The following is a 17,557-nucleotide window of genomic DNA, read 5'->3' as shown; positions in this document are numbered from 1 at the left end:
GTCCTCTATCGGAGAAGCGGGGGCCATGGCGATCGGCCACGGCCCCGCGCCGATGCCTTACTTGGCGGTGTAGGTGTCCATGTCAGAGCTGTACTCGGACATCAGCTGGCGGGCTTCGTCGATCAGCGCCTGACCGTCCTTGCCGCGGCCCTTCATGTCCTCGATCCAGGTTTCGTAGATCGGGGAGACAAGCGCATCCCACTGTTTCGCGTCCTCTTCGGACACGGTGATGATGTTGTTGCCCATGTCCACGGCGATCTGGCGCGCCGGACCATCGGCATCCGCCTGGGTGCCGCCTGCGAAGATCGAGAAGGCCAGGCCGGAGTTGTCGTCGATCACCGTCTTGAGGTCATCGGGCAGCCCGTCGTAGCGATCCTTGTTCATCGCCAGCACGAAAGTCAGATTGTAGAGCGCCGGGCCGTCGAACTCGGTGTGGTTGTGCACCAGTTCCGGGACCTTGAGCGAGGTGGTCACTTCCCACGGGATGGTCGTGCCATCGAGCACGCCCTTGGAGAGGGCCTCGGACACGGCGGGAACCGGCATGCCGATGGGCTCCGCGCCGACGCGGGTCAGCAGGTCGTTCACGAGGCGCGAGCCGCCGCGGATCTTCATGCCCTGCAGGTCACCCGGAACCGTGACCGGCTTGTTGGTGTGGAACATGCCCGGGCCGTGCACCCAGGTGCCGAGGATGTGCACGTCAGCGAATTCGCTGTCCTTCATGTGCTCCTCGAACATTTTCCAATAGGCGTAGGAGGCCGCGCGGGCGTCCGAAACCATGAACGGCAGTTCGAACACTTCGGTGGTCGGGAAGCGGCCCGGCGTGTAGCCGACCACGGTCCAGACCACGTCGGCAATGCCGTCGATCGCCTGGTCCATCAGTTCCGGCGGCACGCCGCCCAGCTGCATGGAGGGATAGCGCTCGACCTTGATGCGGCCGCCGCTGTCCTTTTCGACATTGTCCGCCCAGACGTCCAGAACCTGGGTCGGGACATTCGCCTGCGCCGGCAGGAACTGGTGCAGCTTGAGTGTCACCTCCTGCGCGAAGGCGGCGGTGGACATCAGCGATGCGGCCAGCGCCGCGCCCGCGACGCCAAGAAGTTTTCTGCGTGTGGTCATGTATTCCTCCCTGATGACCGGATGCCCTTCGGGGCATTCAATGGTTGGACAGATAATCCTGCATCAACGTCCGCGCTTCGTCGATGAGCGCCTGTCCGTCGATACCCTTGCCTTTCACGTCCTCGATCCATGCATCATAGACCGGGCGCGCCATCTCCTCCCACTTGGCCGCGTCGGCCTCGGAGACGGTGATGATCGTGTTGTTCATGTCGAGCGCGATCTGCCGCGCCGGGGCATCGGAGTCTTCCATGACGCCGCCCGCGAAGATGCTGAAATCAAGGCCGGAATTGGCGTCGATGACTGCGCGGAGATCATCCGGCAGGCCCTCGTACCGCTCCTTGTTCATCGCCAGCACGAAGGTCAGGTTATAGATCGCCGGACCGTCGAATTCCGTGTGGTTGTGCACCAGTTCCGGCACCTTGAGCGAGGCGGTCACTTCCCACGGGATAGTGGTCCCGTCGATCACACCCTTGGACAGCGCCTCCGGAATGGCCGTCACCGGCAGGCCGATGGGCTCCGCCCCGACCCTCTCCAGCAGCTGGTTCACCATCCGCGAGCCGCCGCGGATCTTCATGCCCTGCAGGTCCTCCGGCGCCGAGACCGGCTTGGAAGTGTGCAGCATGCCGGGGCCATGCACCCAGGTGCCGAGGATCTTCAGATCGGCGAAATCCGTGTCCTCCATATGCTCCTTGAACATGGTCCAATAGGCATAGGAGGCGGCGCGGGCGTCGGTGGTCATGAACGGCAGCTCGAAGACCTCGGTGCGCGGGAAGCGGCCCGGCGTGAAGCCGTTCACCGCCCAGACGATGTCCGCAACACCGTCGATGGCCTGGTCGAGCAGTTCCGGCGGCGTGCCGCCCAGCTGCATCGCGGGGAAGCGCTCGATCTTGATGCGCCCCTCCGAATCGGCCTCCACCTTGTCGGCCCAGACATCGAGCACGAGCTTCGGCACGTTGGCCTGTGCGGGCAGGAACTGGTGCAGCTTCAGCGTCACCTCCTGCGCGGCGGCCTGCGTCGCGCCAAGGGCCATCAGTGCAAACCCTGCCACACCCGACAAAAATGTCCTGCGAAGTGCCATCTTTCCCTCCCCTGTCCGTGTCCGCATCTCCCCACGCGAACCACGATATGCAAGATCATGCAGACCTCGCATTATAATGCAAACTCTTTCCCCGACCCTGCGGTCACTTTTTCGCATAGGGCCGAAGCATCTCCTGCTTGTCCAGTGCTAACATGATTTTGTTTCCAAGGAAACAGAAAGTTCACGTATCGTCTGCCGCCGGTCCAAGGATTTCCGCCAGGATGGCGTTGAAGACCGCCGCGCCGGTTGCAATCAGGGGATCGGGGAAATCGTAGGTCGGCGCGTGCAGCGGCGGGGTCTCCTCGCCCGCGCCGAGCAGCAGGAACGCCAGCGGCGCCACCGCCCCGAAACAGCCGACATCCTCCGAGGCGCGCATCGGCAGCGGTTCCTCGCCGTGGGATAGGCCAAGCCGGTCCAGCGCCCGGCGCACGATCCGCACCGCCTTCGGCGCGTTGACCGTGGCGTCGAAGACGTCGTGGTAGTTCACCGACACCCCGAGGCCATCCTCCGCCGCCAGCCGGGCCACCAGCGCTTCGGCATCCTGAACCAGCTGCGCCATGCGCGCGTCGGTCAGAGTGCGCAGGGTGATGAAAAGCTCCGCCTCGCCCGGCGTGATCCCGAAAGCCGCCTCGCCGAGCCGCGCATGCGTGACGGTGACCAGCGCATAGTCCGCCTGCCCCGGCCTGCCCTCCGCCAGCGCCGACAGACCCGGCATAAGGCGCGAAAGCGCCAGCATCGGGCTGACGGCCTTTTCCGGTTCCGCGGCGTGGGAGGTCCGGCCATGCAGGCCGATGCGCATCCCGCGCGAGGCGCAGGAGGCCGGGCCTTCACGCACCGCCACCCGGCCCAGCGGCATGCCCGGCATGTTGTGAAGGGCAAAGACGAAGTCGGGCCTCAGCCCGGCAAAGCTGCGGTCCGCAACAACCGCCCGCGCGCCCGCGCCGATCTCTTCCGCCGGCTGGAACATCAGCAGCACCGCACCGCGCTCCGGCCGCACCCGCGCCAACGTCCGCGCCACCCCGGCAAGAATGGCCATGTGCCCGTCGTGCCCGCACAGATGCGCGGTGCCGGGCACCGTGCTGGCATGGGCCGCGTCCGAGTCCTCGACGATCGGCAAGGCGTCAAGCTCGCAACGCAGCATCACGCGCGGGCCATCGGTGCCACTCTCGAACACGCCTATGACACCGTGGCCTCCGATTCCGGCATGGATGGCGTCCGCCCCGAGGTCTTCCAGCATCCGCACGACGCTCGTGGCGGTCCGGACTTCCGCGCCGGACAACTCCGGGACCCGGTGCAGCGCCTGCCGCCATGCGGTCAGATCGCGGATATCGTCCGGACTCAAAGCCATGCCACCACACCCCACGCACCGGACCCAAGGGCCCCGTGTTCACATTCGGACCGGGGCGAAGCGCCGTCGTCTTCGCGAGTGCCCCCTGATCCGCCCATCTCCCCCTCCAGTATTCCCGCGCCACCCGCCATAATTCAACCCCGGCAAAAGCATAGGCCCCGGGACAGGCCACGGCGCGGCGCGGGCGGAGCCGGTCACCGCGGACCGCCCTCCCCCGCACCGCTTTCTGCGCACGCGCCCTTGACGGACACTGGTCCGCTCAGGTCAGATGCGGAAAGAGGCTCAGGCGGCAGGTTTTCCTCCTGCCGAAAAATCGAGCCAAGCGCCTAAAAAAAAGACGGTGCGCCTGCGGAGGTCCTTTGTTTACACATGTCTTGCTCTCCCGCATGGAAGCCCGGCCCGGGATGCCCTGAAAGTGGCTTCAAATGAGGGGAAATCATGAGCGATAAAAAGTACTTCGACGAGATGTGGGGCCTCGACGAGGCCCTGCGCGATCCCTACGCGGGTTTTCACTCGTGGTTCAGCGAGGAAAACCCGGCCCGGCTGCGCGCCAAGCAACGCGAGGCGGAGGAGATCTTCCGGCTGACCGGCATCACCTTCAACGTCTACGGACGCGCCGAGGCGGAGGAGAGGCTGATCCCCTTCGACATCATCCCCCGCATCATTTCCGGCCCCGAATGGACCAAGCTCTGCCGGGGCATCGAGCAGCGGGTGCGGGCGATCAATGCCTTTCTCTATGACATCTACCACAAGCAGGAGATCGTGAAGGCCGGACGAATCCCTGCCGCGATGATCAGCCGGAACGAGGCCTTCCTGCCGGAGATGATCGGTGTGGAGCCGCCCGGTGGCGTCTATACCCACATCGTCGGCATCGACCTGGTGCGCACCGGCCCCGGCGAGTTTTTCGTCCTCGAAGACAACGCCCGCACCCCCTCGGGCGTTAGCTACATGCTGGAAAACCGCGAGACCATGCTGCAGATGTTTCCGGAGCTGTTCTCGACCAACCGGGTGCAGCCGGTGCAGGACTACCCGGCGCATCTGCACAGTTCCTTGTCGAAATGCGCCCCGGCGGGTCTCGGGCGCAAGCCGGTGGTGGCGGTGCTCACGCCAGGCATCTACAACTCCGCCTATTTCGAGCACGCCTTCCTCGCCGACCAGATGGGCGTCGAACTGGTCGAAGGCAACGACCTGAAGATCGTCGACGGCCATGTCGCGATGCGCACGATCCGCGGATACAAGCCCATCGACGTGCTTTACCGGAGGGTGGACGACGACTTCCTGGATCCGCTCAACTTCAACCCCGAAAGCGCCCTCGGCATTCCGGGCATCATGGACGTCTACCGCGCCGGCAACATCACCATCGCCAACGCGCCGGGCACCGGCATCGCCGACGACAAGGCGATCTACAGCTACATGCCGGACATCGTCGAATTCTACACCGGCGAGCGGCCCCTGTTGCAGAACGTGCCGACCTGGCGTTGCTCCGATCCGCAGGACCTCAAGTATGTGCTCGACAACCTCAAGGACATCGTCGTCAAGGAGGTGCACGGCTCCGGCGGCTACGGCATGCTGATCGGGCCGACCGCCTCGAAGAAGGAAATCGCCGAGTTCCGCAAGAAGCTCGAAGCCCGACCGGGCAACTACATCGCCCAGCCGACGCTCAGCCTCTCGACCGTTCCGATCTTCTCCAAGGCGGGCCTGACCCCGCGCCACGTCGACCTGCGCCCCTTCGTTCTGGTGAGCCCCGAGGGCATCAACATCACGCCGGGCGGTCTGACGCGCGTGGCGCTGAAGAAAGGCTCGCTGGTGGTGAACTCGTCGCAGGGCGGCGGCACCAAGGACACCTGGGTTCTGGAGGACTGACCGGACATGCTTGGCAAGACTGCAAACGGCCTCTTCTGGATGTACCGTTACCTCGAACGGGCCGAAAACACCGCACGGATGATCGACGCCGGCCAGCGCATCGCCCTGACCCGGCTGGACAACCGCGACGAGGAATGGGCCTCGGTGCTGCAATCGGCAGGATCGCATGGCGCCTTCGAGGCACATCATGAAACGCTGACCAAGGAGGACGCCATCGACTGGCTGCTGCGCTCGCCGCACAACACCTCCTCGGTCCTCTCCTGCATCGCCGCCGCCCGGCAGAACGCGCGGCTGGTGCGCACGGCGATCACCGGCGAGGTCTGGGAGGCGGTGAATGCCGCCTACATGGGCGCACGCGACGAGCTGACCCGCAAGGTATCGGAGCGTGACCTGCCGCAGACCCTGCGCCGCATCCGCCAGCACACATCTCTGGTGCGCGGCATGACCCACGGCACCATGCTGCGCAACGAGCACTACGACTTCGCCCGTCTCGGCACTTTCCTCGAACGGGCCGACAACACGGCGCGCATCCTCGACGTGAAGTATTACGTGCTGCTGCCCTCCGCGCGTGCCGTCGGCTCCTCGCTCGACAACGTGCAATGGGAGAACATCCTGCGCTCCGTCTCCGCGCGTGGCGGCTTCCGCATGGAATACGGCGCGGTCAGCGGCCCGATGGAGATTGCCGAGTTCCTGGTGCTGGACAAGCGCATGCCGCGCAGCCTCGCCTTCTGCGTCAGCAAGATGCGCGACAACCTGCGGTATCTGAACGGCGGCAGCCTGACGCTGGTGCCGACCCTGCAGAAGGTCGACCACCTTCAGCGCACCTACCTCAGCCACGACATCCACGCGGTCTTCGATTACGGCCTGCACGAGTTCATCCAGAAGATCCTGGTCGAGCTCGGCAGCATTGCCCGGCAGATCGAAATCGACTTCCGCTTCTACAAGTGACGGCACGCCCATGCGACTGAAGATCGAACACAGCACGCACTACCGCTTCGAGACGCCGGTGGACTACGGCCTCCAGCAGATCCGCAAGACGCCGAAAACCAACGCCCAGCAGCATATCGCGCTGTGGGAGACGCGGATCGAGGGCGGGGTGAAGGAGGTCAGCTACCATGACCACCACAACAACCTCGTCGAGATGATCAGCTACGGCGACGAGGTCACGGAACTGACGGTGACCTGTGCCGGGGAGGTGGAGATCACCGACACGCAAGGCGTCATCGGCCAGCACCGCGGCCCCGCCCCGCTCTGGCTCTACCAGCGCGACACGCCGCGCACCCGCGCGAAAAGCGGCGTGCGGCACCTGCTCAAGGATGTCGGCGCCGATGCCACGCTCGACGGGATGCACCGGCTTATGCTCGGCATCGGCGAGGCGATCGCCTACGAGGTCGGATCGTCGAAGCCGACCTGGACCGCAGAGGACGCCCTGGAGGCCGGGAAAGGCGTTTGCCAGGATCATGCACATGTCTTTCTGGCCTGCGTCCGGTCGCTCGGTCTGCCGGGCCGGTACGTGTCGGGCTACCTGATGCTGGACCACACCACGGCGCAGGATGCCATGCACGCCTGGGCCGAAGCCCATATCGAGGGGCTGGGATGGGTCGCTTTCGACGTCTCCAATGGCATTTCGCCCGACGCGCGGTACGTCCGGGTCGCAACGGGACTGGACTACGACGAGGCTTCTCCGGTATCGGGAAGCCGAGTCGGCGGTGAAGGCGAGAGTCTCGAGATCCAGATCGACGTCGCGCAACAATAAGACACCAAGGGCGAGCGCATGACGTATTGCGTGGGGATGGTCCTCGACAGAGGCCTGGTTTTCATGTCGGACACCCGCACCAACGCGGGCCTCGACAACATTTCCACCTTCCGCAAGATGACGGTCTGGGAGGCGCCGGGGGACCGGGTGATCACGCTGATGGCGGCGGGCAACCTCGCTACCACGCAGGCGGTCGTGAGCCTGCTGGACGAGCGCAGCAAATCGCCCGAGCACCGCATCCCGTCCCTGCTGGGAGCACCGTCCATGTTCCAGGCCGCCCGCATGGTGGCGGACACCCTGCGCGAAGTCATCGACCGTCAGGCTGATGCGGGCCAGCGGGCGGACAGCACCTTCAACGCGACGCTGATCCTCGGTGGCCAGATCGCAGGCAGTGAGCCGCGGCTGTTCCTGATCTACCCGGAAGGCAACTTCATCGAGGCGGGCCAGGACACACCGTTCTTCCAGATCGGCGAGATCAAGTACGGCCGCCCGATCCTCGTCCGCGCCTTCGACCGCGAGATGAGTTTCGAGGCTGCGATAAAACTGCTTCTGGTGAGTTTCGATTCGACGCTGAAGGCCAACCTGACCGTCGGCGCACCGATGGACTACCATTGTTACGAGGCGGGCAGCCTGAGAAAAGGCATGCACGGCCGGATCGAACAGGACGACCCGTATTTCCAGCACATCTCGCAGGGCTGGGGCAACGCCCTCAAGGACGCGCTCGACAGCCTGCCGGAGTTCGTGCGCCCGGCAGAGTAGTTCTGCGCCCCGGGCTTCTTCTTGGCTGAAATACCCCTGCCCCGGCAGCGGCATCGCCTGCGTTCGAGGTGTTTCGCCGCGCTGACGCGCGACGACCGACGCGCGCCGTTGGCGCGCGGAACACGCCTACTGCGCGTGCGGGGGCTCTGCCCCCACGGCTCGAGCGAGCCTCCCCCGCGGTATTTTCGGACCAAAGAAGACAGGGGCGCGTCCCGGGTCGGCGGGCGGGCGCTTTTCCCTGGACGGGAAACAGGGCGCTTGCCGCCCCCCTTTCAACGAAAACGGGCGCCCCTGTGGACGCCCGCCTGTCGTTCTGGTTTGACGCTGTGTCAGTTCAGCGCCGCGTCGGTGATCTCCAGGGTATACGCGCCTTCCGGGGTCTTGGTGATGACCGGGTCGGAGCCGCCTTCGAGCAGGGTCTGCACCGTGCGCTCGTAATCCGCCACGTCCAGCGCCCCGTTGGAGCCTGCCGTCAGTTTGGCCACTTCACCCATCATGCGCTTCTGGTGCTCCTCGGTCTGGGCCCCCGTCGCGTCGTTCTCGAGCACGATCTCCGCCGCCTCGTCCGGGTTCTCCTCGGCGTATTTCCAGCCCTTCATCGAGGCGCGCACGAAGCGGACCATCTTGTCCTTGAAGGCCGGGTCGGCGAGGTTGTCTTCCAGCACGTACATACCGTCCTCAAGGGTCGCGACGCCCATGTCCTCGTACTTGAAGGTCACGAGGTCATCCGCGGTGAGCCCCGCATCGATCACCTGCCAGTATTCGTTGTAGGTCATGGTCGAGATGCAGGCCGCCTGTTCCTGCAGCAGCGGGTCGACGTTGAAGCCCTGCTTGAGCACGGTCACGCCGCCCTCGGACCCGTCGGTCGGGATGCCGAGCTTGCTCATCCAGGACAGGAAGGGGTATTCGTTGCCGAAGAACCAGACACCCAGCGTCTTGCCCTTGAAGTCATCCGGGCCAGTGATGCCGGTGTCCTTGCGGCAGGTGAGCATCATGCCGGAGGACTTGAACGGCTGAGCGATGTTGACCAGCGGCAGGCCCTTTTCGCGGGAGGCCAGCGCCGAGGGCATCCAGTCGAGCACCACGTCCGCGCCGCCGCCGGCGATGACCTGCGCCGGGGCGATGTCCGGGCCACCCGGCTTGATCGTCACGTCTAGGCCTTCTTCCTCGTAGAAGCCCTTGTCGAGCGCCACGTAGTAGCCCGCGAACTGCGCCTGCGTCACCCATTTGAGCTGCAGCGTCACCTCGTCCGCCGCCTGCGCCATGCCCGCGCCGAGCGCGAGGACACCGGCGAGCGCCGTGTTCAGGATGGTTTTCATTGTCTTTGCTCCCTGTTGGTCAGTTTGGTTATTTGCGTTGGGACGGGTGCCAGAAGGTCGCCCGTTTCTCGAAGAGTGCCACGGTCCCGTAGAAGGCCGAGCCGAGCACCGCCGCCACGGCAATCTCCGCCCAGACCATGTCGAGCGCAAGCTTGCCCACTTCCGTGGAAATGCGAAAGCCCATGCCGCGGATGGGCGAGCCGAAAAATTCGGCGACGATGGCCCCGATGAGTGCCAGCGTCGTGGCGATCTTCAGGCCGTTGAAGATGAAAGGCATTGCGGCGGGCAAGCGCAGGTTCACCAGCGTCTGCGTGTAGCTGGCCGCGTAGGTGCGCATCAGGTCGCGCTGCATGCTGTCGGTCGCTTGCAACCCCTGCACCGTGTTCACCAGCATCGGGAAGAAGACCATGGCAACAACGACTGCCGCCTTGGACTGCCAGTCGAAGCCGAACCACATCACCATGATCGGCGCGAGGCCGACGATGGGCAGCGCAGCGATGAAGTTGCCGACGGGCAGCAGGCCCCTTTGCAGGAACGGCGAGCGGTCGATCAGCAGGGCGATGAGGAACGCCGAGCCGCAGCCGATGACGTATCCGGAGAGAGCGCCCTTGAAGAATGTCTGGACGAGATCGCCCCAGAGCACATCCGTTTTCGACAGAAATGCCGTGACGATGGCGCTGGGGGGTGGCAACAGGACCGGCGAGATGGTGAAGCCGCGCACGAAGCTTTCCCACAGGACGAGGATCGTCAGGCCGAAGATGACCGGCACGAGATAGCCGTGACCGGGGGCCTTGATGCGCACCAGCCAGACATTGAGCGCGAAGGCGGCGGCCCAGACCGCGAGGGCGAAGAGGATCCAGCTCATTGCGCCATCCCCATGCGTTTCAGGGTCAGCTTTTCGATAGCGCCGAGCGAGATAACCAGCAGCGCCGCGAGGGTGGCCGCTGACAGGAGCGCGGACCAGATCTGGATGGTCTGGCCGTAGTAGCTCCCGGCGAGGAGCCGCGCGCCGAGGCCGCCGTTCTGGCTCAGCGACAGCTCCGCCACCACCGCCCCGATGAGCGAGGCCGCCGCGCCGACCTTCAGCGAGGTGAAGAGATAGGGCACGGAATTTGGCAGGCGCAGCTTCCAGAAGGTCTGGGACGCGCTGGCGCTGTAGGTCTTCATCTGGTCGAGCAGCATGGCGTCCGGGCTTCGCAGACCCTTCACCATGCCGACGACAATGGGGAAGAAGGAGAGATACATCGATATGACGCCCTTCGCGACGATGTCGTCGACCTGGAGCGCCGCGAGGACCACGACGATCATCGGTGCGATGGCAAGGATCGGCACGGTCTGGCTGGCGATGATCCAGGGCATGACGCTCATGTCGATGACCTTGAAATAGACGATGAGCACCGCGAGGCCGATGCCCAGCGCAATCCCGAAGGCGAACCCGAGGAGCGTCGCCTGCAGGGTGATCCAGCCGTGGTAGATGAGCGAGCGTTTGGAGGTGACCTTCTTGAGGGCAGTGGTGTCCCAGATCTCGGAGGCAACCTGATGCGGCGCGGGCAGGCGCGGCTTGTCCTGTGCCATGGTGTCCTTGACCATCTCGGTGAAGGAAAGCGTCACGTCCGCCCGCTTGGCCTGGGCGTAGGCCCAGTTGGCATTGAGCACGACCGCGAGCGCGTACCAGATCGCGACGATGACGGCGACGACGGTGAGGATGGGCAGGAGGTTACGCATGCACGCCTCCCGCAAATACTGTCGACGGCTTTTGCAAGGTCCTTCGACGGACCTTTGGGTGCGAGCCGGTCATGCGTGGCCCTCCCGAAGACCCTCGCGCACGCGGTGGGCGACGGCGATGAACTCCGGCGTGTCGCGAATGTCCAGCGGGCGCTGGCGCGGCAGCGGGCTTTCGATCACGTCGGTGATACGCCCCGGGCGCGGAGACATGACGACGATGTGGGTGGAGAGATAGACCGCTTCCGGGATCGAGTGGGTGACGAAACCGATGGTCTTCTCCGTCTTGTCCCAGAGGCTCAGCAGTTCCTCGTTGAGCCGGTCCCGCACGATCTCGTCCAGAGCGCCAAACGGCTCGTCCATCAGCAGGATATCCGCGTCAAAGGCCAGCGCCCGGGCTATGCTCGCCCGCTGCTGCATGCCGCCTGACAGCTGCCAGGGGAATTTCTTCTCGAAGCCGGACAGCTCCACCAGCTCCAGCACCCGCGCAATGCGCTCCTTCTGCTCCGCCTTCGAATACCCCATGATCTCCAGCGGCAGCGCCACGTTCTTGCCGATGGTCCGCCAGGGATACAGCCCCGCCGCTTGAAACACATAGCCATAGGCCCGCGCCCGCCGCGCCTCGTCCGGGGTCATGCCGTTGACCGTCAGCGTCCCGCCGGTCGGCGTCTCCAGCCCCGCGATGCAGCGCAGGAAGGTGGTCTTGCCACATCCCGAAGGGCCGATGAAGCTGACGAAGCTGCCTTTCGGGATGTCGAGAGAGACGTTCTTGAGCGCGTGCACGGGGCCGTCGTTCGTCTGGAAAGTCAGGTCGAGATGTTTGGCCTCGATCACTGTGGGGGAAGTCATGTAGTCGGGCTCCAGAGCGTTGGGTCGGCGAATTCGATGCTGTTTCCGGCGGGATCGCGGACGTAGAGGGATCGGGGGCCGTGCGGCCAGTGGAAGTCGGACTCGATTGCAATGCCGTGGCTTTCGAGATGGTGGCGCATGGTGCCCAGGTCCTCGCCCGGGCAGGCGAAACACAAATGTCCCGGACCATGCGCCCCATGGGTCGGCACCGGCAGTGCACCCTCCCCCGGCGGCACCGCCGTGGCCTCGGGCAGGAACAGCAGGACAACGGTCTCCCCGGCGCGGTAAAAGGCGTGACGGCCGTCCACCCGGGTGATGAGCGGCAGGTTCAGGAGCCCGCCGTAGAACGCGTGGGCCGCATCGAGGTCATCGACGTAAAGCGCCGCTTCGAGAACGCCGGTCAGCGGTTTCATTGCAGGCACTCCCCGGTGACGCGGGCGTTTCGCTGTGCCATGCTCGGCTGTGACAGCAAGGAGGACAAGCCATGGCGGATTGCGTGAAACTGCGCCCGGAAGGGACCTACGCGGGCAAACAGGGGTTCAACTATTTCGAAGGCATCGCGAAGGAAACCGTGGGTGCCTCGGGCGTGTGCATGCATCTGTTGACCGTACCCCCGGGCGGCCGGGCGAAGGCGCACAAGCACGAGACGCATGAAACCGCGATCTATGTGATTTCCGGCTCGGCGAAGATGTATTGGGGCGAGCGGCTGGAGCATGTGATGGAGACCAGGGCCGGCGACATGATCTACATCCCTGCCGACGTGCCGCACCTGCCGTTCAACGACGGGACCGAGCCTGCGGTAGCGGTGATCGCCCGGACCGACCCGCATGAGCAGGAGTCGGTTGTGCTCCTGCCGGAGCTGGAGGGGTTGGTGCCGTGAGGAAAATGCTAAGGGCAGCCCGCGACCGCGGGTGGGGGTGAAGCCCCCGCCCGGGGGGGCGGTCGGGGGCTGCCCGGCGGTGCCGCCGGGCGAGACATTCCTATGGCCGTCAGTTCTTTCCAACTGGATCACAAGCGATCTCCTTCCCGATGGCCCGCTCCACCAGCCTCCTCACTTCCAGCAGTCCGCCCGCCGCGCGTTCTATTTCTGCCCTGAGCCGTTGATCATGGCCCGGCATGAAGCTGCCGCCCTTGGTCAGATCCCCACAACCGCATTCGCAAACCGGCACCTCACACCCCCGTCGCCGGAATGCCCGTGCGCTGCACCGGGCGCGGGGCGGTGAGTTCCTTCCAGGTCGAGAGCGCCTTGTTCGTCGCAGTGTTCGGCTGGCGTTTGACGAATTCGCCATGGCCTTCGCGCGAGCGCAATTCGCCGTCATGCACCGCCACATGCCCGCGTGTCAGGGTGAAGCGCGGCAGGCCTTTGACCTCCTTGCCTTCGAAGACGTTGTAATCAATCGCCGAAACCTGTTTCGACGCGGTGATCGTCTTGGTCTTCTCCGGGTCCCAGACCACGATATCCGCATCCGCCCCCACAAGGATCGCACCTTTCTTCGGGTAGCAGTTCAGGATCTTGGCGATATTGGTCGAGGTCACGGCGACGAATTCCTCCGGCGTCAGCCGCCCGGTGCCCACGCCGTAGGTCCAGAGCATCGGCATGCGGTCTTCCAGACCGCCGGTGCCGTTCGGGATCTTGGTGAAATCGCCGACGCCGTAGCGCTTCTGCTCGGTGGTGAAGGCACAGTGGTCCGTGGCCACGACCGAAAGCGAACCGCTTTGCAGGCCCGCCCAGAGCGAATCCTGATGTTGCTTGTTCCGGAACGGCGGCGACATGACTCGGCGGGCGGCGTGGTCCCAATCGGGGTTGAAATATTCGCTTTCATCCAAGGTCAGGTGCTGGATCAGCGGCTCGCCCCAGACCCGCTTGCCCTGCTGGCGGGCGCGGCGGATGGCCTCGTGGCTGTCCTCGCAGGACGTATGGACCACATAGAGCGGCACCCCGGCCATGTCGGCAATCATGATGGCGCGGTTGGTTGCCTCGCCCTCGACCTGCGGCGGGCGGGAGTAGGCATGCGCCTCCGGCCCGGTGTTGCCCTGAGCCAGCAGCTTGGCGCTGAGTTCCGCCACGACATCCCCGTTCTCCGCATGGACCATGGCGATGCCGCCGAGTTCCGCGAGGCGCTGGAAGCTGGCGTACATCTCATCATCATTGACCATCAAGGCGCCCTTGTAGGCCATGAAGTGCTTGAAGGTGTTGATGCCGCGGTCCTTGACGACGGTTTCCATCTCGTTGAACACCTGCTCACCCCACCATGTGACCGCCATGTGGAAGGAATAATCGCAATGGGCGCGGGTGGACTTGTTGTCCCACAACTTCAGCGCATCGAGCAGCCCCTGCCCCGGCGACGGCAGCGCGAAGTCGACGACCATGGTCGTCCCGCCCGAAAGCGCCGCGCGGGTGCCTGAATCGAAATCGTCGGAGGAATAGGTGCCCATGAAGGGCATCTCGAGATGCGTATGCGGGTCGATCCCGCCCGGCATGACATAACATCCGGTGGCGTCGAGTTGTTCGTCGCCTTTCAGATCCATCCCGATCTCGATGATCTGCCCGCCTTCGATCAGCACATCCGCCTTGTAGGTGCGGTCATGGGTGACGATGGTGCCGTTCTTGATGACTGTGGTCATGTCAGACCTCCTGTTGATTCCAGCGGTTCTTGCTGCCACTGGCCGTGTTTATTTCGAATATTGACTGAAGACATTCGTCCAAAGACTTCTCTCAAGATGGCAAATATCTGCTTACATTTCAGTCACAAAACTGCTTTCCATCATCGTCCAAAGCAGCATGCAATTTTTCGTTTATTATGACGTGGGCGCAGCCCCGATTATCAATCCAAAAGCCCTGAACCGGGTGGCCATTCGTTTCCAACTGAACTAAAGCTTCGGGAGTCGCCCATTTCGGGCGTTGAGCAAAAGCCTCTTCTGACAGCACAATCTGCCTACCTCCGAAACGCACTGTGATATCTTCGGCACTCGCAATCATTGGCGTCGTCAATGAAACTAATAGCAATGAAGTATGGATCACGACACGCCGAACTTCGGGCTTGAACAACTCTAGCCTTCTCAAAACAACTCCTCCCCTTTCTCAGCCGTAGCGTGAAACGACTCATCCACCTTGTAGGTACGGTCATGGGTGACGATGGTTCCGTTCTTGATGACTGTGGTCATTGGGTATCTCCTAGGTGACACCCGCCCCGGCCCTGAGCCGGGGCCTCTGCCCCCGCCATCAGGGAATGGCGTGTGTCATGTCCATCCAGTTCGGGTTGAATTGTGTGATCAGCTGGATCTTCCAGGCGCGCCTCCAGCCCTTCATGGACCGTTCCCGCCTGAGAGAGCTCTCGAAGTCGGGATGTTCCTCGAACCAGACCAGCGTTCTGATGTTGTACTTCGACGTATGCACGGACAATCCGGCCCGATGCGCTTCCACGCGGGCGCGCAGATCGTGACTGCGCCCTATGTAGATCGCCCCACCGGGACGCGAGGCCAGGATGTAGACGAAATGCGCCATGACCCGAGAATGCGGCGCCTAGGTTAACGGCAAGTAAACCGCTGTCATGAACTGAAGCCATGAGGTCCCGGGTCAAGCCCGGGACGGGTGTCACCTTGCCTCTCACTCTTCCACCCCCGCCGTCTCCACAACCGCGTGGAAGAGCACGTCGGCCCCAGCCGCTGCCCAGTTCTTGGAAATCTCCTCGGCCTCGTTGTGCGACAGACCGTCGACGCAGGGGCACATGATCATCGCCGTCGGCGCCACGTCGTTGATCCAGCAGGCGTCATGGCCTGCGCCCGAGACGATACCCATGTGGGAATACCCTAGCCGCTCCGCCGCCGCCCGCACCGCCGCGACGCAGCCTTCGTCAAACGCCGGCGGGTTGAACTGGCCGACGATCTGCGTCTCCAAACCCACCCCCAAAGCCTCGCACAAACCCGGCGCGCGGGCGTAGAACTCTTCCAGCATCGCGTCGATCACCTCTTGCAGGTGCGAGCGGAAGTCGATGGTGAACACCGCCTTGCCCGGGATGATGTTGCGCGAGTTGGGGTAGATGTCGATATGGCCGATGGCGCCCACGGCGTTCGGCTGATGCTTCATCGCGATCTCGTGGACCAGTTCGGTGATCTGCGCCAATCCGCGCCCCGCGTTCAGCCGCATGGGCATCGGAGTCGAGCCGGTGTGGCTCTCCTTGCCGGTCACGGTGCATTCGATCCAGCGCAAGCCCTGCCCGTGGGTGACCACGCCGATGTCCTTGCCCTCGGCTTCCAGAATGGGCCCCTGCTCGATGTGCAGCTCGAACATGGCATGCATCTTGCGCGCGCCGACCTCCTCGTCGCCTTTCCAGCCGATCCGCTCCAGCTCGTCGCCGAAGCGCAGACCCTTGGCGTCGACCCGGTCATAGGCCCAGTCCTGCGTGTGCTTGCCCGCGAAGACGCCGGAGGCGAGCATGGCGGGGGCGAAGCGGGAGCCCTCCTCGTTGGTCCAGTTCACGACGACAATCGGGTGTTTCGTGCGGATGCCGTGTTCATGCAGCGTGCGCAGAACCTCCAGCCCGCCGAGAACTCCCAGAACCCCATCATATTTCCCGCCGGTCGGCTGCGTGTCGAGGTGCGAGCCGACATAGACCGGCAAGGCCTCCGGGTCCGTGCCCTCGTAGCGGGCGAACATGTTGCCCATCTGGTCGAGGCCCATGGAGCAGCCCACCGCCTCGCACCATTTCTGGAACAAGGCCCGCCCCTCGCCGTCGGCGTCGGTCAAGGTCTGGCGATTGTTGCCACCCGCCACCCCGGGGCCGATCTTTGCCATCTCCATGAGGCTGTCCCAAAGACGGTCGCCATTGATGCGGATGTTGCTCAGCTCTGCCATGATTTTCCCCGTTCCGGTGTCCTTGCCCGCCGGGACCTGCCCTGCGGCTTGCCACGGCAGAATCCTGACCATATGGTCAAATATCAAGGCGGGGTGCCGCCGGGGTCAAGGAATTAATTCGGGGGCGTGCAAGCCCTGTGCCACACGCCCGAAAAACAGGCGGACGGCGAAAAGGGTCTTGTGCCAGAAAGGGTTTGATCGGTGAGCATGTCCAGCAGAACCCGCCTGAAACCGGGCGGCACCACCCGGATTCAACGCGAAAAACGGCGGGCGATCTTCGATGCGGCGCTGGATATCTTCTCCGAAGCCGGGCTGCGCGGGGCGACGCTGGATCAGATCGCCACCCGCGCCGGGCTGTCGAAGCCGAACGTGGTCTATTACTTCGACTCCAAGGAGGCGATCTACCGCGACCTCCTTGAGGCGCTGCTGGGCATCTGGATCGACCCGCTGCGGCAGATCCGGGCGGAGGGCGATCCGGTGGCGGAGATCATCGCCTATGTCCACCGCAAGCTCGCCATGTCGCAGGAGATGCCGCGCGAGAGCCGCCTTTTCGCGACGGAGATGATCCAGAACGCGCCACGCATTTCGGACGTGCTGCAGGGCGACCTGAAGGCGCTGGTGGACGAGAAGGCCGCGCTGATCGAGGGCTGGGTGCGCGATGGCCGCATCGCGCCGGTGGATGCGCGGCACCTGATCTTCTCGATCTGGGCCACGACACAGCATTACGCCGACTTCGACGTGCAGGTGCGCGGGGTGCTCGGGCCGGAGCGCGAGGGGCAGCGGTTCGCCGAAGCCGACGCCTTCCTGACCACGCTTTATACGAGGATGCTGACACCCTGACTTGCGTGGTGTGGCCCCGGGGCCTAGCCTGCCCGAAAGAGCCATTGTCCCG

At 64.4% G+C, this 17,557-nt stretch carries 18 protein-coding genes; 6 read left to right on the top strand and 12 right to left on the bottom strand.

Translation table 11 applies throughout. The annotated features are described in order from the left end of the window. Window positions 1–57 precede the first annotated feature (57 nt). From ACP159_RS07405 to ACP159_RS07395, 3 genes are all read right to left on the bottom strand, one after another. Entirely contained in the window at window positions 58–1,116 is a 1,059-nt protein-coding gene (locus ACP159_RS07405; protein ID WP_425099018.1) for a TRAP transporter substrate-binding protein, read from the bottom strand. 37 nt (window positions 1,117–1,153) lie between these two features. Then, window positions 1,154–2,194 carry a TRAP transporter substrate-binding protein gene (locus tag ACP159_RS07400; protein ID WP_425099017.1) on the bottom strand — a complete coding sequence of 347 codons (1,041 nt, stop codon included), beginning with the start codon at window positions 2,192–2,194 and terminating at the stop codon, window positions 1,154–1,156. Window positions 2,195–2,375: 181 nt separating this feature from the next. Beyond that, window positions 2,376–3,542, bottom strand: a complete 1,167-nt coding sequence (locus tag ACP159_RS07395) for an amidohydrolase (protein WP_425099016.1) — start codon at window positions 3,540–3,542, stop codon at window positions 2,376–2,378. A gap of 438 nt (window positions 3,543–3,980) precedes the next feature. Here ACP159_RS07395 and ACP159_RS07390 point away from each other — a divergent pair, with 438 nt between their 5' ends. Genes ACP159_RS07390 through ACP159_RS07375 form a run of 4 tightly spaced genes read left to right on the top strand, consistent with a single transcriptional unit; the run spans window position 3,981 to window position 7,920 of the window. Then, window positions 3,981–5,405: a circularly permuted type 2 ATP-grasp protein gene (locus tag ACP159_RS07390; RefSeq protein WP_425099015.1), complete on the top strand. Its 1,425-nt coding sequence runs from the start codon at window positions 3,981–3,983 to the stop codon at window positions 5,403–5,405. Window positions 5,406–5,411: 6 nt separating this feature from the next. Next, window positions 5,412–6,353, top strand: a complete 942-nt coding sequence (locus ACP159_RS07385) for an alpha-E domain-containing protein (protein WP_425099014.1) — start codon at window positions 5,412–5,414, stop codon at window positions 6,351–6,353. 10 nt (window positions 6,354–6,363) lie between these two features. Continuing rightward, window positions 6,364–7,161, top strand: a complete 798-nt coding sequence (locus ACP159_RS07380) for a transglutaminase family protein (protein WP_425099013.1) — start codon at window positions 6,364–6,366, stop codon at window positions 7,159–7,161. Window positions 7,162–7,179: 18 nt separating this feature from the next. Further along, window positions 7,180–7,920: a peptidase gene (locus tag ACP159_RS07375; RefSeq protein WP_425099012.1), complete on the top strand. Its 741-nt coding sequence runs from the start codon at window positions 7,180–7,182 to the stop codon at window positions 7,918–7,920. Window positions 7,921–8,249: 329 nt separating this feature from the next. Here ACP159_RS07375 and ACP159_RS07370 read toward each other — a convergent pair whose 3' ends face one another. From ACP159_RS07370 to ACP159_RS07350, 5 genes are all read right to left on the bottom strand, one after another. Continuing rightward, the gene (locus ACP159_RS07370; RefSeq protein ID WP_425099011.1) at window positions 8,250–9,239 is read right to left on the bottom strand and encodes an ABC transporter substrate-binding protein; all 990 of its coding nucleotides are present in this window, start codon (window positions 9,237–9,239) and stop codon (window positions 8,250–8,252) included. Between the two features lie 28 nt (window positions 9,240–9,267). Next, complete coding sequence (locus ACP159_RS07365; protein ID WP_425099010.1) at window positions 9,268–10,104, bottom strand: ABC transporter permease; 837 nt, start codon at window positions 10,102–10,104, stop codon at window positions 9,268–9,270. Continuing rightward, window positions 10,101–10,964, bottom strand: a complete 864-nt coding sequence (locus tag ACP159_RS07360) for an ABC transporter permease (RefSeq protein ID WP_425099009.1) — start codon at window positions 10,962–10,964, stop codon at window positions 10,101–10,103. The genes ACP159_RS07365 and ACP159_RS07360 overlap by 4 nt, the downstream gene beginning before the upstream one ends. A gap of 69 nt (window positions 10,965–11,033) precedes the next feature. After that, entirely contained in the window at window positions 11,034–11,810 is a 777-nt protein-coding gene (locus ACP159_RS07355; protein ID WP_425099008.1) for an ABC transporter ATP-binding protein, read from the bottom strand. Continuing rightward, a complete protein-coding gene (locus ACP159_RS07350) occupies window positions 11,807–12,223 on the bottom strand; it encodes a VOC family protein (RefSeq protein ID WP_425099007.1) in 417 nt (138 codons plus the stop codon). The genes ACP159_RS07355 and ACP159_RS07350 overlap by 4 nt, the downstream gene beginning before the upstream one ends. A 71-nt stretch (window positions 12,224–12,294) precedes the next feature. Between ACP159_RS07350 and ACP159_RS07345 the strand changes: the two genes are divergently transcribed. Then, window positions 12,295–12,690 (top strand): cupin domain-containing protein, encoded by a 396-nt coding sequence (locus ACP159_RS07345; RefSeq protein WP_425099006.1) that lies wholly within the window; start codon window positions 12,295–12,297, stop codon window positions 12,688–12,690. Window positions 12,691–12,980: 290 nt separating this feature from the next. On the opposite strand, the gene hydA is transcribed toward ACP159_RS07345, so the two are convergent. The 4 genes from hydA to ACP159_RS07325 form a co-directional block, all read right to left on the bottom strand. Beyond that, window positions 12,981–14,435: a dihydropyrimidinase gene (hydA, locus tag ACP159_RS07340; protein WP_425099005.1), complete on the bottom strand. Its 1,455-nt coding sequence runs from the start codon at window positions 14,433–14,435 to the stop codon at window positions 12,981–12,983. 118 nt (window positions 14,436–14,553) lie between these two features. Further along, a complete protein-coding gene (locus ACP159_RS07335; protein ID WP_425099004.1) occupies window positions 14,554–14,859 on the bottom strand; it encodes a hypothetical protein in 306 nt (101 codons plus the stop codon). Between the two features lie 174 nt (window positions 14,860–15,033). Next, window positions 15,034–15,315 (bottom strand): GIY-YIG nuclease family protein, encoded by a 282-nt coding sequence (locus ACP159_RS07330; protein WP_425099003.1) that lies wholly within the window; start codon window positions 15,313–15,315, stop codon window positions 15,034–15,036. Between the two features lie 102 nt (window positions 15,316–15,417). After that, window positions 15,418–16,665, bottom strand: a complete 1,248-nt coding sequence (locus ACP159_RS07325) for a Zn-dependent hydrolase (protein WP_425099002.1) — start codon at window positions 16,663–16,665, stop codon at window positions 15,418–15,420. Window positions 16,666–16,872: 207 nt separating this feature from the next. Between ACP159_RS07325 and ACP159_RS07320 the strand changes: the two genes are divergently transcribed. Further along, window positions 16,873–17,505 (top strand): TetR family transcriptional regulator C-terminal domain-containing protein, encoded by a 633-nt coding sequence (locus ACP159_RS07320; RefSeq protein WP_425099001.1) that lies wholly within the window; start codon window positions 16,873–16,875, stop codon window positions 17,503–17,505. Window positions 17,506–17,557: the final 52 nt, after the last annotated feature.

The sequence above is a fragment of the Tropicibacter sp. S64 genome (assembly GCF_049803835.1).
In the GTDB taxonomy this organism is placed as follows: domain Bacteria; phylum Pseudomonadota; class Alphaproteobacteria; order Rhodobacterales; family Rhodobacteraceae; genus Pacificoceanicola.
This window is presented reverse-complemented; position numbering and strand designations above follow the sequence as displayed.